General features: G+C 73.5%; 17 protein-coding genes. 9 read left to right on the top strand and 8 right to left on the bottom strand.

Annotated features, from left to right (window positions below):
* Positions 1–31: 31 nt before the first annotated feature.
* The gene (locus ABIB37_RS02380) at positions 32–1957 is read left to right on the top strand and encodes an ABC transporter ATP-binding protein (RefSeq protein ID WP_354256255.1); all 1926 of its coding nucleotides are present in this window, start codon (positions 32–34) and stop codon (positions 1955–1957) included.
* Positions 1954–3762: an ABC transporter ATP-binding protein gene (locus ABIB37_RS02375; protein ID WP_354256253.1), complete on the top strand. Its 1809-nt coding sequence runs from the start codon at positions 1954–1956 to the stop codon at positions 3760–3762. Before ABIB37_RS02380 ends, ABIB37_RS02375 begins: the two co-directional genes overlap by 4 nt.
* An 84-nt stretch (positions 3763–3846) precedes the next feature.
* Here ABIB37_RS02375 and ABIB37_RS02370 read toward each other — a convergent pair whose 3' ends face one another.
* Genes ABIB37_RS02370 through ABIB37_RS02360 form a run of 3 tightly spaced genes read right to left on the bottom strand, consistent with a single transcriptional unit; the run spans position 3847 to position 6822 of the window.
* The gene (locus ABIB37_RS02370; protein ID WP_354256251.1) at positions 3847–5328 is read right to left on the bottom strand and encodes an alpha-amylase family glycosyl hydrolase; all 1482 of its coding nucleotides are present in this window, start codon (positions 5326–5328) and stop codon (positions 3847–3849) included.
* A 25-nt stretch (positions 5329–5353) separates the two neighbouring features.
* Entirely contained in the window at positions 5354–5800 is a 447-nt protein-coding gene (locus tag ABIB37_RS02365) for a GNAT family N-acetyltransferase (RefSeq protein WP_123697143.1), read from the bottom strand.
* Between the two features lie 56 nt (positions 5801–5856).
* A complete protein-coding gene (locus ABIB37_RS02360) occupies positions 5857–6822 on the bottom strand; it encodes a 1-phosphofructokinase family hexose kinase (protein ID WP_354256249.1) in 966 nt (321 codons plus the stop codon).
* A 130-nt stretch (positions 6823–6952) separates the two neighbouring features.
* Between ABIB37_RS02360 and imuA' the strand changes: the two genes are divergently transcribed.
* The 5 genes from imuA' (at position 6953) to ABIB37_RS02335 (ending at position 15909) form a co-directional block, all read left to right on the top strand.
* Positions 6953–7636 carry a DnaE2-dependent mutagenesis accessory factor ImuA' gene (imuA', locus tag ABIB37_RS02355; protein ID WP_170165573.1) on the top strand — a complete coding sequence of 228 codons (684 nt, stop codon included), beginning with the start codon at positions 6953–6955 and terminating at the stop codon, positions 7634–7636.
* Positions 7637–7738: 102 nt separating this feature from the next.
* On the top strand, positions 7739–8824 hold the full coding sequence (locus ABIB37_RS02350) for a hypothetical protein (RefSeq protein WP_354256247.1): 1086 nt from the start codon (positions 7739–7741) through the stop codon (positions 8822–8824).
* Positions 8825–8900: 76 nt separating this feature from the next.
* On the top strand, positions 8901–10613 hold the full coding sequence (locus tag ABIB37_RS02345) for a beta strand repeat-containing protein (RefSeq protein ID WP_354256245.1): 1713 nt from the start codon (positions 8901–8903) through the stop codon (positions 10611–10613).
* A gap of 243 nt (positions 10614–10856) precedes the next feature.
* Complete coding sequence (locus ABIB37_RS02340) at positions 10857–12416, top strand: DNA polymerase Y family protein (protein WP_354256242.1); 1560 nt, start codon at positions 10857–10859, stop codon at positions 12414–12416.
* Positions 12417–12507: 91 nt separating this feature from the next.
* Positions 12508–15909, top strand: a complete 3402-nt coding sequence (locus tag ABIB37_RS02335; RefSeq protein WP_354256240.1) for an error-prone DNA polymerase — start codon at positions 12508–12510, stop codon at positions 15907–15909.
* Between the two features lie 70 nt (positions 15910–15979).
* On the opposite strand, the gene ABIB37_RS02330 is transcribed toward ABIB37_RS02335, so the two are convergent.
* The 3 genes from ABIB37_RS02330 to ABIB37_RS02320 all read right to left on the bottom strand — a co-directional run bounded on the left by ABIB37_RS02330 (position 15980) and on the right by ABIB37_RS02320 (position 20554).
* Positions 15980–19273, bottom strand: a complete 3294-nt coding sequence (locus ABIB37_RS02330; protein ID WP_354256237.1) for an ExeM/NucH family extracellular endonuclease — start codon at positions 19271–19273, stop codon at positions 15980–15982.
* Between the two features lie 102 nt (positions 19274–19375).
* Positions 19376–20227, bottom strand: coding sequence for a formyltetrahydrofolate deformylase (gene purU / locus ABIB37_RS02325; protein ID WP_354256235.1), 852 nt, complete (start codon positions 20225–20227; stop codon positions 19376–19378).
* A 39-nt stretch (positions 20228–20266) separates the two neighbouring features.
* The gene (locus ABIB37_RS02320; RefSeq protein WP_354256232.1) at positions 20267–20554 is read right to left on the bottom strand and encodes a DivIVA domain-containing protein; all 288 of its coding nucleotides are present in this window, start codon (positions 20552–20554) and stop codon (positions 20267–20269) included.
* A 100-nt stretch (positions 20555–20654) separates the two neighbouring features.
* On the opposite strand from ABIB37_RS02320, the gene ABIB37_RS02315 reads away from it, so the two are divergent.
* Positions 20655–21878 (top strand): MFS transporter, encoded by a 1224-nt coding sequence (locus ABIB37_RS02315; protein WP_354256229.1) that lies wholly within the window; start codon positions 20655–20657, stop codon positions 21876–21878.
* A 21-nt stretch (positions 21879–21899) separates the two neighbouring features.
* On the opposite strand, the gene solA is transcribed toward ABIB37_RS02315, so the two are convergent.
* On the bottom strand, positions 21900–23087 hold the full coding sequence (solA, locus tag ABIB37_RS02310; RefSeq protein ID WP_354256226.1) for an N-methyl-L-tryptophan oxidase: 1188 nt from the start codon (positions 23085–23087) through the stop codon (positions 21900–21902).
* A 175-nt stretch (positions 23088–23262) separates the two neighbouring features.
* Between solA and ABIB37_RS02305 the strand changes: the two genes are divergently transcribed.
* Positions 23263–24102, top strand: coding sequence for a PhzF family phenazine biosynthesis protein (locus ABIB37_RS02305; RefSeq protein WP_354256224.1), 840 nt, complete (start codon positions 23263–23265; stop codon positions 24100–24102).
* 40 nt (positions 24103–24142) lie between these two features.
* On the opposite strand, the gene ABIB37_RS02300 is transcribed toward ABIB37_RS02305, so the two are convergent.
* Complete coding sequence (locus ABIB37_RS02300) at positions 24143–25030, bottom strand: LysR substrate-binding domain-containing protein (protein WP_354256221.1); 888 nt, start codon at positions 25028–25030, stop codon at positions 24143–24145.
* Positions 25031–25126 lie beyond the last annotated feature (96 nt).

The following is a 25126-nucleotide window of genomic DNA, read 5'->3' as shown; positions in this document are numbered from 1 at the left end:
ACGACGCCCGCGACCGCGAAGGATCGCCCTCATGTCCTCGACGCCCCCGCCCGAGCAGTCCCCGCCCGCGCAGCCTCCGACCGAGCAGCCAGCTGCCCAGCCCGAGACCGCGAGCCACCTGTCCGCGCTCGCCCGGCTGCTGCCGTTCCTGCGCCCGGTGCTGCCGCGCCTCGTGCTCGGCACGGTCGCCGCGCTGATCTCGGCGCTGCTGAGCCTCGCGACGCCGATCGCCATGCGCGCGCTCGTCGACGGGCCGCTCGCGCAGTCCGACGCATCCGCCGTGTGGCCGGTCGCGCTCGCGATCCTGCTGCTCGCGCTCGGTGAGGCGTTCTTCGTCTACATGCGCCGCATCCTCGTGACGCTGCCCTCGACCCAGATCGAGGCGGCGATGCGCCGCTCGCTCTACGGCCAGCTGCAGGCGCTGCCGGTCGCCTTCCACGACCGCTGGCAGTCCGGCCAGCTGCTGAGCCGAGCCGTGCAGGACCTCGGCATGATCCGCCGCTTCATCGCCTTCGGCATGCCGCTGCTCGTCGTGAACGCGATCACGCTCGTCGTCGGCATCGTCATCCTCTTCTTCTGGAGCCCGGTGCTCGCGGGCGCCTTCGTCGTGCTCTCAGCGCCGATCGTCTTCGTCGCGCTGCGCTTCGAGCGCCGCTACTTCACGATCTCCCGCTCGGCGCAGGACCAGGCGGGCGACCTCGCGACCACCGTCGAGCAGTCGATCCACGGCATCCGCGTGCTCAAGGCGTTCGGCCGCGGCCGCCACGCGCTCGAGGGCTTCACCGACCAGGCGTCGAACCTGCGCGAGACCGAGATCGACAAGGCCCGCATGGACGGGCACCTGTGGATGTGGCTGACGATCGTGCCGTACGTCTCGTACGCCGTCTGCCTCTTCCTGGGCGTCTGGCTCGCCGCGACCGGTCAGCTCTCGGTGGGCACGCTCTTCGCGTTCTTCGCCGTGGCGATGGTGCTCAACTGGCCCATCGAGTCGATCGGCTTCCTCTTCGCCTTCCTCATCGACGCGTCGAACGCCTCGCGCCGCTTCCACGAGATCGTCGACAGCGAGAACACGATCGTCGACCCGGAGGCGCCGACGACCATCGCGCAGCCGCGCGGCCGGCTCGTGTTCGACGACGTGCACTTCCGCTACCAGGACGCGCAGCCGCACGAGCGCGACCTCGTCGACGGTGCGACGCTCACGCTCGAGCCGGGCGAGACGATGGCGCTCATCGGCATCACCGGCTCCGGCAAGACGACGCTCACCGCGCTGCCCGCCCGCCTCTACGACGTCACCGGCGGCCGCGTGCTGCTCGACGGCGTCGACGTGCGCGACCTGTCGCTCTCGGAGCTGCGCACGCACGTCGCGATGGCGTTCGAGGACGCGACGCTCTTCTCGGCGACCGTGCGCGAGAACGTGCTGATGGGCGTGCCGGATGCGTCGGACGACGTGCTCGACCGCGCGCTCGACATCGCGCAGGCCGGGTTCATCCGCGACCTGCCCGACGGCCTCGACACGCAGATCGGCGAGGAGGGCCTCTCGCTCTCGGGCGGCCAGCGCCAGCGCCTCGCGCTCGCCCGCGCCGTCGCCGCCGACCCCGCGGTGCTCGTGCTCGACGACCCGCTCTCGGCGCTCGACGTCGAGACCGAGGCGCAGGTCGAGGAGGCGCTGCGCAGCGTGCTCGACCGCACGACGGCGCTCATCGTCGCCCACCGCCCGAGCACCGTGCAGCTCGCCGACCGCGTCGCGCTCATGCGCGACGGCCGCATCGACGACGTCGGCACGCACTCGGAGCTGCTCGCGCGCAACGAGCACTACCGCTACGTGATCTCGAGCCTCGAGGAGGCCGAGCTCGACCGCAGGAGCATCGATGCCGTCACCGGCTCGATGCAGGTGATCGACGTGGATGCGCTCGAGCGCGAGCTCGAGCAGGAGCAGGACGAGGAGGTGTCGCGATGAGCGTCTACGGCGTGCAGGGCGAGGACCGCACCGACTACACGAAGGCCGAGTCGAAGGCCATCCGCGCGCGCTCGCGGAAGCTGCTCGGCACGCTGCTGCGCCCCCACCTGTGGCGCGTCGTCGTCACGATGGTGCTCGTGATCGTCGCGGTCGCGGCGAACATCGCCGGCCCGATGCTCATCGCCTACGGCATCGACACCGGCCTGCCGTCGATCATGGAGCGCGCGGACTGGATGCCCCTGTGGGTCGCCACGATCGCCTACATCGTCGCCGCGGTGCTCGCCGGCGTGCTCATGTACTTCTACACCGTGGGCATCGCGCGCATCAGCCAGACGGTGCTGTTCGACCTGCGCCGCCGGCTCTTCGCGCACGCGCAGCGACTGAGCCTCGAGTTCCACGAGTCCTACACGTCGGGCCGCATCATCGCTCGCCAGACGAGCGACCTCGAGGCGATCCGCGACCTGCTCGACGAGGGGCTCAACGAGCTCGTGCGCGGTGTGCTCTTCATGGCGTTCACGGGCGTCGCGATGACGGTGCTCGACCCGCTGTCGGGCCTCATCATCGGCATCGCGCTCATCCCGGCGATCATCCTCACCCGCTGGTTCCAGGTGCGCTCGACGCTGCTGTTCCGCGAGACGCGCACGACGAGCGCACGCATGATCGTGCACTTCGTCGAGACCATGACGGGCATCCGCGCCGTCAAGGCCTTCCGCAAGGAGCCCGCGAACCAGCGCGAGTTCGACGAGCGGGTCGACGACTACCGCGACGCCAACTACCGCACGATCAACATCTTCGGCATCTACGAGCCCGGCATCATGGCGATCGGCGCGGTCACGATCGCGACGCTCGTGCTCGTCGGCGGCCTGCGGGTCGCGGAGGGGTCGCTGCAGGTCGGCGTGCTGCTCGCGATCGCGCTCTACGCGCGCAACTTCTTCCAGCCCATCCAGGGCATCGGCATGTTCTTCAACGGCTACCAGTCGGCATCGGCGGCGCTCGAGAAGATCTCCGGCATGCTCGAGGAGGAGCCGACGGTGCGCGAGCCCGGTGCGCCCAAGGCGCTGCCGGAGTCGCGCGGCCAGATCGACTTCGACGCGGTCGAGTTCTCGTACAGCAGCGGCAAGGTCGTGCTCCCCGACTTCGACCTGCACATCCCCTCGGGGCAGACGATCGCGCTCGTCGGCACCACGGGCGCCGGCAAGTCGACGCTCGCGAAGCTCGTCTCGCGCTTCTACGACCCGACCGAGGGCTCGGTGAAGCTCGACGGCGTCGACCTGCGCGAGCTCTCGAACGACGACCTGCGGCGCGCGGTCGTGATGGTGACCCAGGAGGCGTACCTGTTCTCGGGCACCGTCGCCGACAACATCGCGCTCGGCAAGCCGGGCGCGAGCGACGAGGAGATCGAGGCGGCAGCCCGCGCGGTCGGCGCGCACGAGTTCATCATGGCGCTGCCCGACGGCTACGGCACCGACGTGAACAAGCGCGGCGGCCGCGTGAGCGCCGGCCAGCGGCAGCTGCTGTCGTTCGCCCGCGCCTTCCTCGCCGACCCGCGCGTGCTGATCCTCGACGAGGCCACGGCGTCGCTCGACATCCCGTCGGAGCGGCTCGTGCAGGAGGGCCTCACGACCCTGCTCGACGACCGGACCGCGATCATCATCGCCCACCGGCTCTCGACCGTCGCGATCGCCGACCGGGTGCTCGTCATGGAGCACGGGCGCATCATCGAGGACGGCAGCCCCGCGGAGCTCATCGCCGCGGGCGGCAAGTTCGCGTCGCTGCACCGCGCCTGGCGCGAGTCGCTGGTCTGATCCGGCCGGTTGAGCGTTTGCGTCCGAGTTGGCAGCAACTCGGACGCAAACCCTCAACGGGCGCGTCGCCGGCGGATGCGTCGGCTACGGGCGCGTGAAGCGGTCGATCGCGACCGCCTGCCAGGGCTCGAGCGCGATGCCCGCCTCGCCGTCCTCGACGCCGATGCGCACGCATCCGGGCCGGGCGGCATCGCAGTACATGCCGTCGGGCAGCGCGGTCGGCACGGCGAGCACCAGGCGATGCTCGGAGACGTTCACCACGGCGAGGCCGGTGCTGCCGCGCGCGTAGGAGACCGCGGCGCCGAGCATGCCGTCGCGAGTGTGCGCCTCCACCGCCGTCAGCGGGGCGTCCACGACCCGCGAGCGCCACGCGACGAGCCCGAGCGTGCCAGGCCAGCGGTGCTGGCACACCCATGCCCGATCGGCCCAGCCGTCCCCGGCGACGACGTCGGGGTGCTCCTCACCCGTGCACGACGCATCCGACACAGACCCGTCGGGCTCGAGCTGCGGCCCCTGGTCGCGGTCGCTGAAGGCGTAGCCCGAGTAGAGCGTCGGCATCCCGTCGTCCGAGGCGAGCATCACGGCGGTCGCCGCCGACAGCTCTGCGCCGTCGCGGTAGGAGAGCGTCGCGTCGTTGCGCTCGGTGTCGTGGTTGACGATGAAGGTGCGCGCCTGCTCCTCGAGCAGCCCGTACGACGCGGGGGAGAGGTCGGCGAGCGCCCGCGCTGACCCGTCGTGCACGAAGGCGCCGACGCGCTCCGCCCAGCCGAACTCCCACACGGTCGAGAAGGCCGTGTACTGCTCGGGCTGCACCGGCTCGCCCGCGCCGCGGATGACCTCGCTGATGACCGGCGTGCCCTCGGGGAGCGCGGCCACGATCGCCGCGACGTCGTCCGGGTCGATGTGCTTCGCCGCGTCGATGCGGAACCCGTCGACGCCGAGCGACAGCAGGTCGTCGAGGTAGGCGCCGATCGTCGCCCGCACGTGCTCCGACTCGGTCGCGAGGTCGGCGAGGTCCTCGAGCTCGCAGTGCTGGATGACGAAGGGCTCGCGGTACGCGTCGATGTCGTCGTCCGGCGTGCGGTCGCAGTCGTGGAAGTCGGCGCGGTCGTAGACGGCCGCGCCGCCCGTCGACGGGTACCGGTAGTGCTCGAACGGGGTGCCGGCCCAGCCCGTGCCCGACCCGACGCCCGCCATGTGGTTGATGACCGCATCCGCGTAGACATCGACGCCCGCCTCGTCGCACGCCGCGGTCATCGCCGCGAGCTCGTCGCGCGTGCCGAGCCGCGACTCCACCCGGTACGACACCGGCTGGTACGACCACCACCACTCCGAGCCGTCGGATCCGGTGCCCACGCTCGCGCCGTCGACGTGCTCCTGCGGCGGGGAGGTCAGCACCCAGGCCACGCCCGCCTCGCCGAGCGTCGGGCACTCGGCCGCGATCGCGTCCCATGTCCACTGGAACATGGCGATCCCGGTGTCGCGGCGCTCGGGCGCGGCGGATGCGCATCCCGTCACCGCGAGCACCGCGGCGATGCCGATCGCGGCGATCGTGCGACGCAGCACGCCAGCGCGCATCGCCGGCCTCGCGTCAGAGCGTCTTGCGCCCGATGACCTCGCCGTACTCGTTCTCGCCGATCGGCTCGAAGCCGACCGCCTGGAAGAACTTGCCGGGACCCTGGTCGCCTTCCTCCCAGACGGCGTAGAGGCTGTCGAAGCCCTGGCGACGGGCCTCGTCGGCGACCTGCTCGACGGTGTAGCTGCCCACGCCCTTGCGCTGCGAGGTGCCGGCCACGTACATCCGCAGCACGCTCGAGCGGTACTCCTCGCGGTCGACCTCGGGGTCGAAGTTCGCCATCACGAAGGCGACCGGCTCGTCGCCGTCGAAGACGACCCGCTGCCACGCGCTCTGGGTGTTCACGAACTCCTCGAGCCGCGCGTTCGGCGCCAGGAACGCCTCTTGACCCCGCTTGAGGGTCATGCCGTTGGCCGCGACGATGTTGGCCGCTGACAGCTCTTCGAGGCGCAGAGTCTCCATGGCGACACCGTACCAGCGGCATGCCGACGCCGATGTGGCGGTTGGATGAACGGCGGTCAGCCGATCGGGGTGATGCGGATGCGCCCGCCGAGATCGTCGGGGTCGGCGATCGACCCCGCCTGCGCGGCGAGCACCGCGGCCGCCGACCAGGCGGTCGCCCGCGCGAGCTGCTCCTCGAGCGTCGCGCCCTCGGTGATCGCCTGCGCGATCGCGGCGACGGCGGCGTCGCCGGCGCCGGTGGGGTTGCCCTCGAGCACGAGGTCGAGCGCGGCGTGCCAGGCGCGGCCGTCGGGCAGCACCGCGAGCATCCCCTCGACGTCGAGCGACGCGAAGACGGTGCCGGTGCCGAGGGCCGCGAGGCGGCGGGCGGCGTCGAGCGGGTCGGTACCGCCCATCGCGTCGAAGAGCTCGTGGCGGTTGGGCTTGACCGCCGTCGCACCGGCCGCGACGGCGACCGGCAGCTGCTCGCCGCCGACGTCGACGAGCACGGGCGTGCCGGCGGCCCTCGCGATCTCGACGACGCTCGCGCAGAACCCCTGCGGCGTCTCGGGCGGCAGCGACCCGGAGGAGACCACGACGCGCGCGCCGGTCACCTCGTCGCGCACGATGTCGAGCAGCCGCTCCCAGTCGGCGGCATCGATCGCTGCGCCGTGCTCGTTGAGGTTGGTCGTGCCCGCGGGCGTGACGATCGCCGTGGTGCGACGGGTGTGCGCGTCGACCTCGATGAGGCGGTGGGGGATGCCCGCGCGGTCGAGGTCATGCACGAACAGCGCGTGCACGGGGCCGCCGATGGGGGCGATGACGATGGCCGGTTCGTGCCGCTGGTGCAGCACGCGGGCGACGTTCACGCCCTTGCCGCCGGCGCGGGCGAGGCCCGTCGGCACGCGGTGGCTCGTGCCGATCCGCAGCTCGTCGATCGTGTAGGTGATGTCGATCGCGGGGTTCGTGGTGACGCAGAGGAAGGGGGATGCGTCGGGTGCGTCAGCGGTGCGTGCGACGCTTCGGGCATCGGCGCTGGTCACGATGGTGCCTCCTCGTCGCGGTCGATCCCGATCGGATCGGGGCGGCTCGATCATCCCACGCGGGACGTCCGTCGACACGCCGAGCAGGCTTGCCCTGTTCGAACACATGTTCGAAGATAGGAGGATGGGGATGGCGTCGACGAGGCTCGAGCGCCGGGCGGGCGACGACCGCACGGCCACCGTCGACGCGCTCCGCGAGCGGCTGCGCAGCATGCAGCAGGCAGCGCCCCAGCACACCGCGCCCGACCTCGTCGAGCCCATACCCGCGGGGCTCGACGAGGTCGTGCGCCGGCTCCGCTCCGGCGCCGCGCACAGCATCGAGTCGCGGAGCCTCGCGCTCGCGTGCCTCGGTGCGGCGATGCCGCGCGGGGCGTGGGGTGCCATCGTCGGGATGCCCGACCTGGGGCTCGAGGCTGCCCGCGACCTCGGCGTGCCCATGGATCGCGTGGCGCTCGTGCCGCATCCGGGGCGCTCGTGGCTCGACGTGGTCGCGAGCCTCGCAGAGGCGATGCCGGTCGTGCTCGCCGTCTCGCCTGGCCGGGTCGCCCCGACCGAGGCGGCCCGGCTCGCGGCCCGGCTGCGGCAGGCGTCGTCGACGCTGCTGATCGAGGGGCCGTGGCCGAACGCGGCGACCGTCGTGCGGCAGGTCCGCGCCGAGTGGCAGGGGCTCGCCGACGGCGACGGCAGGATCGCGGCGGGCAGCCTCGTCGTCGAAGCCGCATCGGGCGGGGCGCCGAGGCTCGCGCGGATCCCGATCGCCGGCGAGGGGATGCCCGAGCGCGAGCCGGAGCTCGAGGAGCAGCCGGCCGCCTGACCCCGTCTCCGGCCGCTCGCTGAGAAGGTCCTGAGAAATCTTGCCGATACCGCACGACAGGCCTACCGTCATCGCAAGAAGGTCACGACTTCGGAGGCGCCGATGCAGGCGAGCAGCGCGAGGACACCGTCCCGCTGGCTGCGCCTGGGCCTGTCCGCGAGCGCTGCATCGATCGGCGCTGTCGCCCTCTCCCTCCTCGTCGGCGGATCGGCCGCGACCGCGTCGGAGCAGGACGCGGGGCTCCTGGGCGGGCTCGGCGGTGTTGTGGGCGGCGTCGTCGAGACGGCGACCGACCCGGTCGACGCCCTCGTCGGTGAGGTCGAGGCTGTGCTCCGCCCCGTCGAGGCCGCGATCCAGCCCATCACGGCGCCGGTCGTCGAGCCCGTGGCGCCGATCGTGCGGCCGGTCGTGCAGGCGCCGGGCGCCGCGGCCGAGGCCGGGCGCGACGCCGTCGCCCCCGTCACCGGTGCGCTCGACCCGGTGCTGCAGCCGCTGCAGCCCGTGCTCGCGCCCGTCGACCGGGCGATCGGCGTCGTCGTCGACGACGTCGTGGCGCCCGTCGCGGAGCCGGTCGTCGGAACCGTCGACGGCGCACTCGGTGCCCTGCCGGTCGTCGGCGAGCTGCTCGGCGAGGCGCCGATCGCCGGCGTCGTCGAGGAGGTCGTCGAGCCGATCGTCGACACCGTCCGCGACCCGCTCGCGCCCGGCGCGGGACCGGGTGCCGGTCCTGGCGTCGGACCCGGCGTCGGACCCGGGCCAGGCGTCGATCCGGGCGCCGATCCCGGCCCCGCGCCGGTCGTCGAGCTTCCCGCCGGCCCCGCGCTCGACGCCGATGGCGCCGAGGTCGACGCGTCCGAGGCAGCCGTCCGAGCATCCGCATCCGATCGCCTCGCCGTCGCCCTGCGATCGGTGAGCCCGAGCGATGGCGCCGCGGCCGCAGCGGTGCTCGAGGGCACCGCCGCGTCGTCTTCGACCGCCGGACGGGACAGCGACGCGCCCACGCGCACGCCCGCCGGCGACGGCGTCGCGCCGTCGGGCTCGAGCGGCAGCCCGGGCGGCTCCGCGTCGCCCTCGGCGATCACCCACGACATCCTGCTGCCGGGCCTCACGGCCGGCCAAATCGGTGCGATCGAGCTCGACCGCGCCCCCGCATCCCCGGTCGAGGAGCACGCCGCCAGCCCTGATTGAGCGATCGAGGCCGTGCATCGCGCACGGCACGCCGTCGTCCCGGAGCGGGACGGCTGATCACTCGAACAGGGAAGGCATGACCATGCACGACTTCACGAAGCGCGCGCTGCTGACCGCAGCGCTCGCAGGCGGCCTCTGGGCCGCGGGCACTGGCGTCGCCAGTGCGACAGGGACCGACGGCTCGGACGGCGTCGGATCCGGCACCGAGGCCGCGATCTCGCTCTCGGCGCCCATCACCATCGGCGGCAACGCGATCGGCCTGCTCGGCGACGCGGAGACGACCGACGCGTCCACGTCGTCGAGCACCGCGGCGCCGTCCGCCGGTGTCAGCACCGCCGGCCTCGAGGGCGTGCTCTCGGGCACGGCTGCCGTCGTCTCGGTCGACGTGCCGGTGACGGTCGCCGGCAACGCCGTCGGTGTCCTCGGCGACGCGTCGAGCGACCGCTCGTCGGCGACGAGCGCCACCGCCGGATCGGGCGGGTCGGGCGCGGCGACCTCGGGCGACGATGGGCTGCTCTCGGGCACCCAGGCGCTCGCCGACGTCACCGCACCCGTGACGATCGGCGGCAACGCCATCGGTGTCCTCGGCGACGCATCGTCGGAGCACTCGACGGTCGAGTCGTCTGCCACGACGGCGGGCGGCTCGAATGGCACGACGACCTCGGGTGAGGACGGCGTGCTGTCCGGCTCGCAGGTGGTCGCCGACGTGGTCGCGCCGATCACGGCGGGCGGCAACGCGGTCGCCGTGCTCGGTGACGCGTCGAGCGAGGGCTCGAGCACCGAGTCGGGCACGGCTGCCGGCTTGGACGGGGCTGCGACCTCGGGTGAGGACGGCGTGCTGTCCGGCTCGCAGGTGGTCGCCGACGTGGTCGCGCCGATCACCGTGGGTGGCAACGCGGTCGCCATGCTGGGCGACGCGTCGAGCGAGGGCTCGACGACCGAGTCGAGCGCGGCAAGCGGCGCGGATGGTGCGACGACCTCGGGCGAGGACGGCGTGCTGTCCGGCTCGCAGATCGTCGCCGACGTGGTCGCGCCGATCACGGCGGGCGGCAACGCGGTCGCCGTGCTCGGTGACGCGTCGAGCGAGGGTGCGATGACCGGTTCGGAGGCGGCAGTCGGCTCGGATGGCGCGACGACGTCAGGCGAGGATGGCCTGCTCTCGGGGTCGATCATCGACCTCGACGCGGTCGCTCCCGTGACGATCGGCGGCAACGCGATCGGCGTGGTGGGCGACGCCGTCAGTGAGGGCTCGACGACCACGTCGGAGACCGGCGGCGCGGCGGATGCATCCAGCAGCTCGGGCGACGACGGGCTGCTCTCCGGCTCGATCATCGACCTCGACGTGCTCGCTCCCGTGACGATCGGCGGCAACGCGGTCGGCGTCGTGGGCGACGCGACGAGCACAGGCTCGACGACGACCTCGCCGACGGTCCCCACGGTCCCGACGGAGCCGACGGTCCCGACGGAGCCGACGGTCCCGACGGTCCCGACCGAGCCGACCGAGCCGACCGAGCCGACGGCTCCGAGCGAGCCGACGGATCCGGCCCCCATCGACACCGGTGGGTCGGGCGACGGCACCGAGGTCGAGAAGGACCCGGTGCTGCCGGGCGATGACGCCGTGCGCGACGGCGGCGACAGCCGCGCCGATCTGCAGAGCTCGGGCGCCTCGGCGGCCCAGCTGCCGCGGACCGGTCTCGACCAGCCCGGCATCCTGCCGCTGGCGCTCGCGATGCTGGCGCTCGGCCTGCTGCTGGTGGTGGGCGCGCGCCGCGTGCGCGCGACGCGCTGACAGGTGACGGGCGCGGGATGCGTGCAGCGCGTCCCGCGCTCCGTCGCGCCACCTGCCGAGCGGCACGCGGCCCGCACGGACCCGATCCCGGATGGTGGACCCGAGATCTGGGGTCCACCATCCGGAACGGGGTCCGCGAGCGGCGGCTGCCGATGCTGCCGCAGGAGCGACCACGCGCAGCTCGCCCGACGCGCCACGCCGCACCGGCTTGACGCTGATCGAACGTATGTTCGATCATGAGGTGTGGGGATCGAGACGACGAGCAGCGCTGCGGCGCCGCACCCGGTGCGCCTGCGCGGCAGCCGCATCGGCGTGCTGCGGGTGCCCGACTGGCCGATCGTCGTCGCGCGCCAGACCGGCGCGCTGCCCGGTGGTGGCGAGCAGGGCTCGCCGGGCGCCGTCGTGCACGCCATGCGGATCGTCGCGTGCGACGAGGGCGCCCGCGCCGACGGCGTGCGCACCGGCATGCGGGTGCGCGACGCGCAAGCCGCCTCGCCGCTGCTCGCGCTCGCCCCCTCCGACCCGGTGGGCGAGGCGCTCGCCTTCGAGCGCGTCGTGCGCGCCGTGCTCGCCGTCGTGCCGGCAGCGCAGCCGATCGGCGACGGGGCGCTCGCGTTCCGGATGCGCGGCGCCAGCAGGTTCTACGGCTCCGAGCCGCGGGCGATCGAGGCCGTGCGTGCCGCGCTCGCGCCGCTCGGACTGACGGCGAGCTTCGGCGTCGCCGACGACCGCTTCGCCGCGGAGCTCGCCGCGGGCGGCAGGGGCGAGACGATCGTGCCGCCCGGCCGCAGCCGCATGTTCCTCGAGGGGCTGCCGGTGGGGGTGCTCGGCGACGACGAGCTGCCGGGCATGCTGCACCGGCTCGGCGTGCATACCCTCGGCGGCTTCGCGAAGCTGCCCGACGACAGCATCCGCGACCGCTTCGGCGAGGCGGGGCTCGTCGCGCTCGCCCGCGCGCGCGGCGAGGACGACCGACGCGTCGACGCCGACGGGCTGGGGGAGGAGCGCGTGCTGCGGCTCGCCTTCGAGCCGGGCATCGAGGGGGTGCACGAGCTCGCGCTCGCCGTGCGGGAGCCGGTCGAGCGCTTCGTGCGCCAGCTCGCCGAGCAGCGGCTCGTGTGCAGCGAGATCCGCATCGTGCTGCGCGGCGAGGAAGGGCACGTCAGCGAGCGGCTCTGGCGCCAGCCGGGCTTCCTGCGCGCGGGCGACATCGTCGACCGGATGCGCTGGCAGCTGACCGAGAGCGAGCTCGGCTCGCCGCTCGTCGAGGTGCAGGCGCTCCCCGAGCGGCTCGACGCGGACGCCGCGCACATGCCGGGCCTGTGGGGCGGCGGCGACATCGACGACCGCACGAAGCACGCGCTCGAGCGCCTGCAGGGGATGCTCGGCCGCGAGGCGGTGCTGACGGCTGCGCCGGGCGGCGGGAGGCTGCTCGCGGAGCGCGGCGTGCTGACGCCCTGGGGCGATGCTGCGCCAGCCCCCGCTGCGGGGCCGTGGCCGGGCGCGCTGCCGCCACCGAGGCCGACGGTCGTGTTCCGGCCGCCGCTGCCGGTGCGGCTGCTCGACGCCGCCGGTGCCCAGGTCGAGTCCGCGGCGCTCGACGTGCGGGAGGGGGCGCCGGTGTCGTTCTCGCCGCCCGCATCCGCCCGCCGCCGCGTCGTCGCCTGGGCCGGGCCGTGGCCCATCCGCCGCCGCGACCTCGGCGACGTCGTGCACCGGGTGCAGATCCTCGACGGCGAGGGCGAGGCGTGGGTGCTGCTGCAGGCCGACGGCCTCTGGCTCGCCGAGGGCCGCTATGCCTGACCTCCTCGACGTCGCGGGTGGTAGCACGAGCCGCTCAGGCGCTTGAGCGACCACTGGCGACGTTGAGAAGCAGGGAAGGAGGAGGGGAGCGATGGCCGGCTGGAACAACCCGTCGATGCCCTGGCGCGAGCTCGAGGGCATCCTCTCCGACCGCGACGTCGGCAGCGGCCGGCCGCATCCCGCCGAGCTCGACGAGGCGCGCCGCCCGCGGATCGGCGTGCCCGCGCCCGGCGCCACCACGCCCTACGCCGAGCTGCACGCCCACTCGCACTACTCGTTCCTCGACGGCGCCTCGAGCCCGGCCGAGCTCGTCAACGAGGCGCGCGCGCTCGGCCTCGAGGCGCTCGCCCTCGTCGACCACGACGGGCTCTACGGGGCGGTGCGGTTCGCCGAGGCTGCCGCGGAGGCGGGGCTGCCGACGGTCTTCGGCACCGAGTTCACGCTCGGCCTCGACGCACCGCAGAACGGCATCCCCGACCCCGACGGCAGCCACCTGGTGGCGCTCGCGACCGGCCCTGCCGGCTACACGGCGCTCGCGACGGCGCTCACCGACGGGTACCTGACCACCGACGCGCGCGGCGCCCCCGGCGAGAAGGGCAGGCCGGTCTTCGAGCTCGAGCGGCTCGCCGAGACGGCGGACGGCGAGTGGATGGTGCTCTCCGGCTGCCGCAAGGGCGGCGTGCGGCAGGCGCTCGAGCGGCACGGCGGATCGGCGGAGGGGGCGGATGGGGCCGGCCTCGAGCTCGACCGCCTCATGTCGCTCTTCGGCCGCGACCGCGTCGTGGTCGAGCTCAGCGACATCGGCGACCCGCGCGACTTCGAGCGCAACCGCGTGCTCGCCGACCTCGCCGAGCGGCGCGGGCTGCCGCTCATCGCCACCACGAACGCGCACGTCGCGAGCCCCGCGAAGCAGCACCTCGGCGACGCGGTCGCCGCGGTGCGCGCGCGGCGCTCGATCGACGAGCTCGACGCCTGGCTGCCGGCCGGCGGCGTGCCGTCGCTGCGCAGCGGCGCCGTGATGGCACGACGCTTCCGCGCGTTCCCCGGCGCGGTCGACACGGCCGCCGCGCTCGGCCGCGCCCTCGCGTTCGACCTGCGCGCCGCATCCCCTCGGCTCCCCGACTTCCCGGTGCCCGATGGGCACACGCCGATCAGCTGGCTGCGGGCGCTCGTCGACGAGCGGCTGCCGCGCGTCTACGACACGACGGCCGATGGCCGCCCGACCCCGGAGGTCGCCGCCCGCCTCGACCACGAGATGGGGCTCATCGAGCAGAAGGGCTTCGCCGGCTACTTCCTCATCGTGTTCGAGATCGCCGACTTCGCGCACTCGCAGGGCATCCTCTGCCAGGGCCGCGGCAGCGCGGTGGCGAGCGCCGTCTGCTTCATCCTCGGCATCACCGCCGTCGACCCCATCCGCTACCGGCTGCCGTTCGAGCGCTTCATCTCGATGATGCGCGAGGAGGAGCCCGACATCGACATCGACTTCGACGCGGGCCGCCGCGAGGAGGTCATCCAGCACGTCTACGAGCGCTACGGCCGCCGCAACGCCGCCCAGGTCGCGAACGTCATCACCTACCGGCCGAAGTCGGCGGTGCGCGACGCCGCGAAGGCGCTCGGCTACGCGGTCGGCCAGCAGAACGCCTGGTCGAAGTCGGTCGAGTCGTACTCGAGCCCCGACGCCCCGGGCATCCCGGCCGCCGTCACCGAGCTCGCAGGCGAGTTCCTGCACGCGCCGCGGCACCTCGGCATCCACTCCGGCGGCATGGTGCTCACCCAGGAGCCGGTCGGCTCCGTCTGCCCGATCGAGCCGGCCCGCATGCCGGGCCGCACGGTGCTGCAGTGGGACAAGGACGACTGCGAGTGGATGGGCCTCGTGAAGTTCGACCTGCTGGGCCTCGGCATGCTCGGCGCGCTCTCGCACACGATGGAGCTCGCGGCCGAGCTCGTGGGGGAGCGGTGGACGCTCGCGTCGATCCCGGCGGAGGAGGCCGGCGTCTACGACATGCTCTGCGAGGGGGATGCGGTGGGCGTGTTCCAGGTGGAGTCGCGCGCGCAGATGGCGACGCTGCCGCGGCTCAAGCCGCGCTGCTTCTACGACCTCGTGGTCGAGATCGCGCTCATCCGCCCCGGTCCCATCCAGGGCGGGGCCGTGCACCCCTACATCCGTCGCCGCACGGGCGCCGAGGCGATCAGCTACCCGCACCCGCTGCTCATCCCGGTGCTCGAGCGCACGCTCGGGGTGCCGCTGTTCCAGGAGCAGCTCATGCAGATGTCGGTCGCGGTGGGCGGCTTCGACGCCGGCGAGGCCGATCAGCTGCGGCGCGCGATCGGCTCGAAGCGCTCGCTCGAGCGCATCGAGGCGCTCAAGGCGAAGCTCTTCGCCGGGATGGCGGCGAACGGCGTCGAGCCCGACGTCGCCGAGTCGATCTACCGCAAGATCGAGGCGTTCGCGGGCTTCGGCTTCGCCGAGTCGCACTCGCTCGCCTTCGCGAAGCTCGTCTACGCCTCGTCGTGGATGCGGCTGCACTACCCGGCGGCGTTCCTCGCCGGCCTGCTGCGCAGCCAGCCGATGGGCTTCTGGTCGCCGCAGACGCTCGTGGCGGATGCGCTGCGGCACGGCGTCGAGACGCTGCGGCCCGACGTCGTGCACTCGGCCGTCGACGCGGGCCTCGAGCTGCACGGGCGGCCGGCACCGCGCGGCGACGACGCGTGCCTGCAGCGCGACCAGCCGCCGGTGCCGCCGAAGGCGTCGGAGTCGCTCTCGGCGCGCGCCAGGCATCGCCGCGACGGCGCCTTCTCGGTGCGGATGGGCCTGTCGAGCGTGACCGGGATGGGGGAGGCCGCCGCTGCGCGCATCGTCGCCGCCCGCGAGGCCTCGCCGCTGCGCGACATCCACGACCTCGCGCGCCGCGCCGACCTCGACCGCGGTGAGCTCGAGGCGCTCGCGACCGCCGGCGCGCTCGACGGCCTCGGTGTCGGCCGCCGCGAGGGGCTGTGGCTCGCCGGCCCCGCATCGACCGAGCGCGAGGACCAGCTCGAGGGCTCGCAGGTGAGCCTGCAGCCCCCGCTGCTGCCGATGCTGTCGGCCGAGGAGCAGGTGGCGCTCGACATCTGGTCGACCGGCGTCGCGCCCGACGACCACCCGGTGCGGTACGCGCGGGCGATGCTCGCGGAGCGCGGCGTGCTGCCGATCACGGCGCTCGCAACGGCCGAGCCGGGCCGCCGCGTGCAGGCGGCCGGCATCGTCACGCACCGGCAGCGGCCGAGCACCGCGCAGGGCGTGACGTTCATGAACCTCGAGGACGAGACGGGGATGCTCAACGTCATCTGCTCGAAGGGCCTGTGGGCGCACTCGCGGCAGGTGGCGCGGCACGCGCCGGCGCTCATCGTGCGCGGGATGCTGCAGCGCACCCCGGAGGGCGTGATCGCGCTGCTCGCCGACAAGCTCGACCGCTTCGAGGTGCCGACGAGCGGGTCGCGCGACTTCCGCTGAGACGAGTCGAGGGTCTGCGTCCGAGTGCAGTGCGACTCGGACGCAGACCCTCAACAGGCGCGGGGCTGCGTCAGCAGCCGGTGCGCCACGCGTTCGACGCGAGCGTCGGCAGGCCGCCGACGTTGTACACCGTCGTCGGTGCGAGCGCCGCGATCAGCTCCTCGACGTCGAGCGTCACGCACGTGCTCGCCGCCAGCAGCACCGGAGCGCTGTGCGCGCCCGCCACCATCGACGCGGAGAGCGCGTCGGGGTAGTTGGTGCCGGATGCGATCGCGATCGCCTGCTCGTCGGTCGGCGTGACGAGGCGCTCGACGAGCAGCGCGTTCGTCGCGTACCGGTCGGCGCCCGCGACGCGCGGCACGGTGAAGCCCTCGGCGCGGTAGGCGCGCACGGTGGCGTCCGTCACGGTCGCGCTCGAGCCGAGCACCACCGCCGTGCCGGCGCCGAGCGACTCGATCGCGTCGATCGTGTGCTCGCTCGCCGTGGCGCGCGGCGTCAGCAGCACCGGCAGGTCGCCGACGGCCGAGGCCACGCCGCTCGCCGACACCGCGTCGGCGAACTGCTCGCCGCTCGCGAGCAGCACCTCGGTCGCGTCGCCGAAGTACCGCTCGGCGATCAGCGCCGCCGTCTGGTACCGGTCGGCGCCCGCGATGCGGGAGACCGCGGCGTTCGGGACGACCTCGGTGATCTGCGCGGCGGTCGCGCTCGAGACCGACGGCGTGCCGCCGACGATCGTGACCGTGCCCGGCTGCAGGCGCTCGAGCTCCGCCACCGTGACCGGCAGCAGGCCGTCGGTCGGCGTCAGCAGCAGGCTCGCGTCAGCGCGCGCCGCCGCGGGACCGGCGGCGAGCGCGTCGGCGAAGACCTGCCCGGAGGCGATGATCACGTCGGTGCCCGGCTCGAACAGCGCCTCGGACGTCTCGACGTTCGTGGCGTAGCGGTCGTCGCCCGCGTAGGTCTCGACGACGGTCTCGACCGGCGGGGCCGCCTCGAAGGCGAGGCCGATCACGACGGCGTCGTGGTCGCTCGCGCGGTAGGGGTCCGGAGCGAAGAGCGCGTCCTGCGCCGGTGCCTTGAATGCCATCGTGTAGTCGAAGATGCTCGGCTCGTCGGCGTTCGCGTGCCACTCGTCGGCGCCGACCACGGAGGGCAGGAGCGCGGCGTCGGCGAGGCCGTAGTCGAGGTAGCCGATCTGGCCGTCGAACACGTAGGTGTAGGCATCCTCGCCCTGGAACTCCTCGAGCAGGTCGGTGTAGCCGGCCGCCTCGAGCGTCGTGATCGGGTCCTCGTTGTCGTAGGAGTTCAGGTCGCCGATGATGAGCGAGCCGTCGGTCTCGACGCCGGTCGGGTCCATCGCGAGCCAGTCGGAGAGCGCGTCAGCGGCGAGCGTGCGCACCGCGTTGCAGTTGCCCTGCTCCGGGGTGCCGGTGTCGCCCTCGCAGGCCGAGCCCTTCGACTTCAGGTGGTTCACCGCGACGGTGACGACGCGGTCGGTCGCGAGGTCGCGGAACGACTGCGCGAGCGCGGGCCGGTTGGCCGAGGTGTCGAAGCGCGGGTCGACCGAGGAATCCAGCACGGCGTGGTCGCCCTCGGGCGCGACGAGCGCCGGCTGGTAGATGAGCGCCGTGGTGATCTCGTCGGTGCCGAGCGTGCCGGTGTCGATGCCGGCCCAGTGCGCGCTGCCGTCGGCGTTGGGGCCGGCGACCTCGTTGAGCGCGGCGACGAGGGTCTCGAGCGCGAGCCCGTCGTTGTTCTCGATCTCGAGCAGGCCCACGATCGCGGAGTCGAGCTCGTCGATCGCGGCGACGATCTTCGCCTCCTGCCGGTTGAACTCCTCCGGCGTCACGGCGCCGCGGCTGTCGAGCGTCGTGAAGTAGTTGAGCACGTTGAACGACGCGACCTCGAGCGTCGCGCCCTCGATCTGGGGCGCGGCCTCGCGGGGGTTCTCCGACGCGAAGGTGCCCGCCTCGGTCGGCTGCAGGCGCCACAGGCCGAAGGCGTAGTCGAGCACGCCCGTGATGCCGGTGATCGTGTCGCCGCCGCGGAAGCGGTTCTCGAGGCTCAGTGGCTGCAGGTTGCCGGGGTGGATCGCGGGGTCGGCGTTCTGGGCGGAGCGGCCGTCGTCGATCGTGATGCGGTTCGCGGCGTTCGCGGCGCGCACCGCTGCGGCCTCGGCGGAGCCCGGGGCGGCGATCGCGGTGGGCTGGACCTGGCGCTCCGTGCCCACGACGACCTCGCCGAACCGGCCGAAGTTGAAGTACTCGAGGATCGTGAGCTCCTGCGTCAGCGTGACGAGCATCGACTCGGTCGACTCGGCGTCGTCGAGCGGCAGCGTCACGGCGACGGGTGCCGGCAGCGTGCCCTCGCCGCAGTCGAGCAGCGTCGCGTCGGTCAGGCGGGTGAGGCCGGAGCTCTCCTCTGCGGTGCCGGAGACCTGCACGACGTCGCCCTCGGCGACGGCGGCGCCGGATGCGGCGACGTAGATGGCGTCGCTCGTCGCGGCGTCGCGGTCGCCGGCGTCCTGGAGCGTGAAGCCCGCGACGGCGGACGAGCCCTGGAAGGTGCGGGTGACCACGCCCTCGACGGTGACCGCCTGGCCGCCCATCGTGGTCGCGTCGCCGGAGCCCTGCACGGCGCCGATCGCGATCACGGCATCCGAGCCGCAGGTCGCGTCGACCGGGGGCTCCTCGACCTCGGCCACGCGGTTCGGCGCTCCGGGGGTGTTCCATGCCTCACCGGGTGCCGGCGTGCCGGTGCGGCCGGTGATGCCCGCCCCGCTGAAGGCGTTGCGCACCCAGTCGGTCGCGGCCTCCGTGTGGGTGCCGTCGGGGATGCGGCTCGCGCCGCCCGGATCGAACGCGGCGCCGTCGAACGCGACGCCGAGGCGCGTGCCCCACGTGAGGTCGTCGGCGCCGCCGTCGTGCACGCCCACGCCGTCGACGACCGTGAAGCCGACGCCCGCGTCGATCGTGCCGTCGAGGTCGGCGTCGACCACCTGGCCGACGGTCGCCGTGCCCTCGACGAGGAGGATCGACACCGAGCCGTTCTGGATGCCGTTCTCGGCGTAGCTGACGAGCCCGAAGCCCGCGCCGTCGAGCACCGGCGCCGGGTTCGACTGCAGCACCTCGCCCGCCTGATCGTGCGGGTTGTCGCCCTTGACGATGAGCACGGAGTGCGTCGCGCTCAGGTCGGCGCCGGGGGTGCCCAGCACCTCCACGTACTCCGCACCGCCGTCGGTGCTGCTGACATCGGCCGAGAACTCGTTGATGACCGGGTGCTCGGCCGCGTGCGCCGGGACGGCGACGAGGCCCGTGAGGGCGAGCGCGGCGACCGTCGAGGTGCCGAGCATGGTGCGTGCGCGCATGGATCCACTCCGTTGAGGTGCAGGGACACCGTCAACATAGCCAGCGCCGGTGACGCCGCGCCCGACTTTCGCGTGAACAGCGGGTGACGCCCGCGCGCGCGGTCAGCGGAAGATGATCGTCCGCTGCCCGTCGAGCAGCACCCGGTCCTCGGCGAACCACTGCACAGCGCGCGAGAGCGTGCGCGACTCCTCGTCCTGGCCGATCGCGACGAGCTGCGCGGGGGTGTGGGCGTGGTCGACGCGCACGACCTCCTGCTCGATGATCGGGCCCTCGTCGAGGTCGGCGGTGACGAAGTGGGCGGTCGCACCGATGAGCTTCACGCCGCGCGCGTGCGCCTGCCGGTAGGGGTTCGCGCCCTTGAAGCCGGGGAGGAAGGAGTGGTGGATGTTGATGAGCCTGCCCTCGAGCGCCGCGCACAGCTCGGGGGAGAGGATCTGCATGTAGCGGGCGAGCACGACGAGCTCGATGCCCTCCTGCTCGACGACCTCGAGGATGCGGCGCTCGAACGCCGCCTTCGACGCGGCGTCGACGACCGGCGCGTGCTCGAACGGCACGTCGTAGAACGCGGCGAGCGCGCCGAGGTCGGGGTGGTTCGCCATCACCAGCGGGATGTCGACCGACAGCTGCCCGGCCCGCTGGCGGAAGAGCATGTCGTTGAGGCAGTGGGCGGCCTTCGAGACCAGCACGAGCGTGCGCAGCGGGCGGCCGACGTCGTCGAGCTGCCACTGCATCCCGTAGCGCTCGACCACCGGCGCGAGCGACGCCTCGAAGTCGGCGCGCTCGGCCTCCGCCTCGACCTGCAGGCGCATGAAGAAGCGGTCGGTGTCGGCCGACGAGAACTGCTGCGACTCGGTGATGTTGCCGCCGCACGCCACGATCGCGCCGGAGATCGCGTGGACGATGCCGGGGCGGTCGTCGCAGACGAACGACAGGATCCAGTGGTTCGAGGTCACCTCGAGATCCTACGAGGTGCGGCGCCCTCGCCCGGGTCGTCAGCGCCGGGCGGCGGCCTCGTGCATCGCGAGGGTCGCGGCGATGATGTCGATCGCGTCGTCGACCGGCGTCGGCTCGTAGGAGGCCGCGCCGCGCCGCTCGGGGAACCGCACCGCGCGCGCGTCGGCGGCGCGCATCAAGGCCTCGCCGTCGGGCTGTCCCTCGTAGGCGCGGAGCGTCGCCGCCACCCGCCCGAGCCAGCGGTCGACCGCGTCGACGGCATAGCCCGACACGAAGGAGTTCCCGGTCGGGAACGTGAGCGCGAGCACGTCATCGGCGGTGAACACCCTGCCACCGTACCGGGCCGGGGTACAACGGCTGCTCGTCAGGCGCCCGTGGCAGCGCTCAAGGCGTCGCCGCCGCCGGGTGGCCGTAGGCTTGCCGGTCGTGAGCGAGCGGGCGATGGCGCAGGGGAGCACCCAGGACGCCTTCCCGACGGCGGCGCTGCTCGTGCTGGCGCTCGCGGTGTTCACGAACATCACCGTCGAGATGCTCCCGATGGGCCTGCTGCTGCCGATGAGCCGCGAGCTCGGCGTGGGGGAGGGCGCGATCGGCCTGCTCGTGACGATCTTCGCGTTCACGGTCGTCGCATCCTCGACCACGCTCATACGCCTCACGCGTCGCGTGCCGCGGCACCTGCTCGTGATCACGGTGCTCGTCGTCTTCGCGGCGAGCTGCTTCGGCTCGGCGCTCGCGCCCGACTACGCATGGTCGGTCGCCTTCCGCGTCATCGGCGGCATCGTGCACGGCATCTTCTGGACCGTCGTCGGCGCCTACGCCGCCTACCTCGTGCAGCCGCAGCAGCTCGCGCGCGCCGTCGCCATCACCTCGACGGGCGGCTCGTTCGCCTACGTGCTCGGCCTGCCGCTCGCGACGCTGCTCGGGCAGCTCATCGGATGGCGCTGGTCGTTCGCGCTCTTCGGCGTCGTATGCCTCGTGGTCGCGGTCGCCGTCTGGCGGCTGCTGCCGGCGGTCGACCACCTGCGCGACACCGCCACCACCTCGACCGGCTCGGTCGCGGTGCCGATCCCGGAGCCGGGCAAGAGCGTGCGCGGCGTCGCGCTGTCGATCCTGTCGACGATGGTCGTGATGCTCGGCCACTACGCGCTCTACACCTACGTCTCGCCGTTCCTCGTCGATCACGCGGGCATCCCGGAGTCGTGGCTCTCGGGCGCGCTGCTCGCCTACGGCATCGTCGGGATCGTCGCCGTCGTCGCGATCGCGCTCTGGCTCGGACGGCGGCCCACCGCGTCGACGCTCGCGATGATGGCGACCGGCCTGCTGGCGATGCTCGTGCTCGGCCTCTCGCAGCAGGTGGTGCTGACGGTCGTGGCGGGGATGGTGTGGGCGTTCGCGCTCGGCGCGCTGCCGGCGCTGCTGCAGACGCGGCAGCTGCAGGCGGCCTCCGAGCGCATCCTGCAGCAGGCGTCGGCCTGGTACACGACCGGCTTCAACGTGGGCATCGGCGCGGGGGCGCTGCTCGGCGGCCTCGTGCTCGAGTCGCTCGGGGTCGCCGCGCTGCCGTGGCTGCTCTTCGCCGGGCTCGCGATCGCGCTCGTGCTCGTCGGCACCGACGCGCTGCTGCACCGACGCGACCTCGCGCGCCGCTGACCGCGACCCGCCGACCGAGGCTCAGCGCAGCGCGAGCCGCGAGAGCCGGGTGCCCGGCGCCAGGAAGCGGTCGGCGGCCATGAAGCCGACGTCGGTCGCGGTCGACCCGTCGACCGCGAGCTCGATCGCGACGGCGCCGATCGCCGACGCCATCTTGAAGCCGTGCCCCGAGAAGCCGACCGCCACGGCGACGCCCTCCATGCCGGGCACCGTGCCCAGCAGGCCGGTGTCGTCGGGCGTGTAGCCGTCCGCGCAGAGCGCCACCCTGACGGGCTCGGGGATGAGCCCGGGGAGGAACTCGCGCACCCAGGCCATGACCGGATCGAGGTACGAGGGGTCCCACGACGGCGGCTGCTCCATCGACTCGACCTCGTCCATGTAGACGCTGCCGGCGACCTTCACGGTCCAGCCGTCGGCGCTCGGGAACCCGTAGAAGCGGGCGCTGTCCGCGCGCCCGTCCTCCTCCGCCCGGCGGAGGAACACGGGGAGGTCCTCGCGGCTGAACGACTGCGGCTCGACCGTGGGGAACCAGGTGAGCACCTGCGGCCGCACGGCGACGTGCACGCCGAGCTCCCTCCCGACCGCCCCGGCGCCCGTGCCCTGCGCGATGATCACCCGACCGGCGACGATCTCCTCCTGATCGGTCCTGACGACGTACCGATCGCCGTGCGCCTCGACGGCGTGCGCCCTGCGCCCGCCCAGGAACCGCGCGCCCAGCCGCGTCGCCTCGGCGAGCGCGGCGACCACGGCCCGCTCCGACTTCAGGTAGCCGCCCTCCGGGTCGAACACCGCGACGTCCCCGTCGCGGACGACGTGCTCGGGGAAGCGCGCCCGCGCCTCGTCGCCGCGCAGCAGCTCGTGGGCGAGGCCCTGGTCGCGCGCGGCCGTCAGGTACCGCGCGAGCACGGGGTTCTGCTCGTCGTAGAACGTGACCGCACCGCCGGTGGTGCGCAGCAGCGACGTGCCGCTGCGTCGCTCGAGCTCGCGCCAGAGGTCCTGCGAGCGCTGCAGGAGCGGCGTGTAGTGGCCACCCTCGGCGTAGACCTTGCGGAAGAGCCGCGACTCGCCCGCATAGGCCGAGAAGGGTCCGGGGATCGAGAAGCGGTCGACGCCGATGACGCGGAGCCCGCGCGACGCGGCCTGCCACGCGGCCATGCTCCCGACGGAGCCGACCCCCACGATCACGACGTCCGTCTCGAGTGCCGCCATGCTCCACCGCTTCCCGTTCGAGGTCGCGCTCCGAGCCGATCGTCGGATTGTCGACGATGCCATGCTACGTCGTCCGTCGCGTGACTCACCGAGCGCGTGCCGACCAGTTCGCTCGGAGTGGACGGGCTTGCGCCCGGCGCGCCGTGCGAGCCTGTCGTCGAAGAGGAGGTCCACGATGACCCAGGTGCACGACTTCGCACAGATCGACGTGTTCTCGACCACGCCGTACCTCGGCAATCCCGTCGCCGTCGTGCTCGACGCGGAGGGGATCGACGACGAGCGCATGCAGCGCATCGCGCGCTGGACGAACCTCTCCGAGACCACGTTCGTCTCGACGGCCACGACGCCGGAGGCCGACTACCGCGTGCGGATCTTCACGCCCGGCGGCGAGCTGCCGTTCGCGGGCCATCCGACGCTCGGCTCGGCGCACGCGTGGCTCGAGCACGGGGGCGTGCCGCGCTCGAGCGACGTCATCGTGCAGGAGTGCGAGGCCGGGCTCATCCCCATCCGGCGCGGTGCGGTGCTCTCGTTCGCCGCCCCGCCGCTGCGCCGCACGGGCGACATCGACGACGCGGACCTCGCGCAGATCGTGGCCGCGCTCGGGATCGAGCGCTCGCAGGTGCTCGCCCACCAGTGGGTCGACAACGGCCCCGGCTGGTGCGTGCTCCAGCTCGCGACCGCGCAGGAGGTGCTCGACCTCGAGCCCGACCTCTCGCAGATCCCGACGGCGATGCTCGGCGCGATCGGCGCCTACCCGGAGGGCTCGCCGCACGCGTACGAGATGCGCTCGTTCGCGCCTCGCATCGGCGTCCCCGAGGATCCGGTCTGCGGCAGCATGAACGCCTCGGTCGGCCAGTGGCTCGCCGCGTCGGGCGCCGTATCGGGCTCCTACGTCGTCTCGCAGGGGCAGCGCCTCGGCCGCGCGGGGGAGATCGTCATCGACGTCGATGGGGACGGCACGGTGTGGGTCGGCGGGGCCACGACCACGTGCTTCCGCGGCACCGCCATCGGCTGAGCGGACCGCTGCGCCGACCCCATGCGGCGTCGGTCCCGGGTCAGAGACCGGCCGGGACCGCTGCGGCGAGCGCCTCGCGGACGGCGGCGATCGCGGGACTGCTCTCGGAGGCGGTGCGCGCTGCCGTGAAGACCTCGCGGCGCGGTGCGCCGGGCAGGTCGAGCGCGCGGAAGCCGACGTCAGCGCCGGCCCACGTCAGGTCGTTCATGATCCCGACCGCGTGGCCCGTCTCGATCAGCCGCATCTGCGCCTGCAGGTCGGCGGTCGCGAACCGCACGTCGGGCTCGAAGCCCGCGACCCGGCACTGCTGCTCGCCGAAGTGGCGCGAGGCCGCGCCCACCGGCTCCATCACCCACGCGAGGTGGGCGGCATCGGCGAGGCGCTCGACCGGGCTGTCGGGCGGCACCGCGAGCCGCAGCGCATCCGTCATGAGCAGCTGCCGGTCGAGACCCGGGTGCTGCGGCGCCGCGTGGCCCGGGTACTGCTCGGCGACCACGAGGTCGAAGTCGCCGACGAAGGTGTCGTAGAGCGCGGTCTCGGGCTCGCGCTGCACCATCTCGACCCGCACCTCCGGCGCGGTCTCGGCGAGGATCCGCAGCATCTGCGGCACGAGCCCGAGCGCGGCCGACTGGAAGACGGCGACGCGCACGGTGCCGACGGGGCGGCCGAGCGATGCGGCCACGGCGCGCTCCGCCGACTCGAGGGCGGCGAGGATGCCCTCCGCGTGCTGCGCGAGCAGCTCGCCCTGGGGCGTGAGCGCGAGCCGGCGGCCGTGCTTGCGGGTCAGCGGCACGCCGACCTCGCGCTCCAGCGCGGAGAGCTGCTGCGAGACGGCGCTCGGCGCGTAGGCGAGCGCAGCGGCCACCGCGGCGATCGTGCCCCGGAGCCGCAGCTCGCGCAGCAGTCGCAGGCGTCGGACGTCGAGCAACAGGGCCTCCGGATGCATCGTCGAGGGTGACGGGAATCCGTCGCGAACCGTCACTGTACCTGAATGGTCGGCGGGTGCAGACTTGGCGCGGCGCGC

This window comes from Agrococcus sp. UYP10 (assembly GCF_040547205.1).
GTDB classification, from domain to species: domain Bacteria; phylum Actinomycetota; class Actinomycetes; order Actinomycetales; family Microbacteriaceae; genus Agrococcus; species Agrococcus jenensis.
This window is presented reverse-complemented; position numbering and strand designations above follow the sequence as displayed.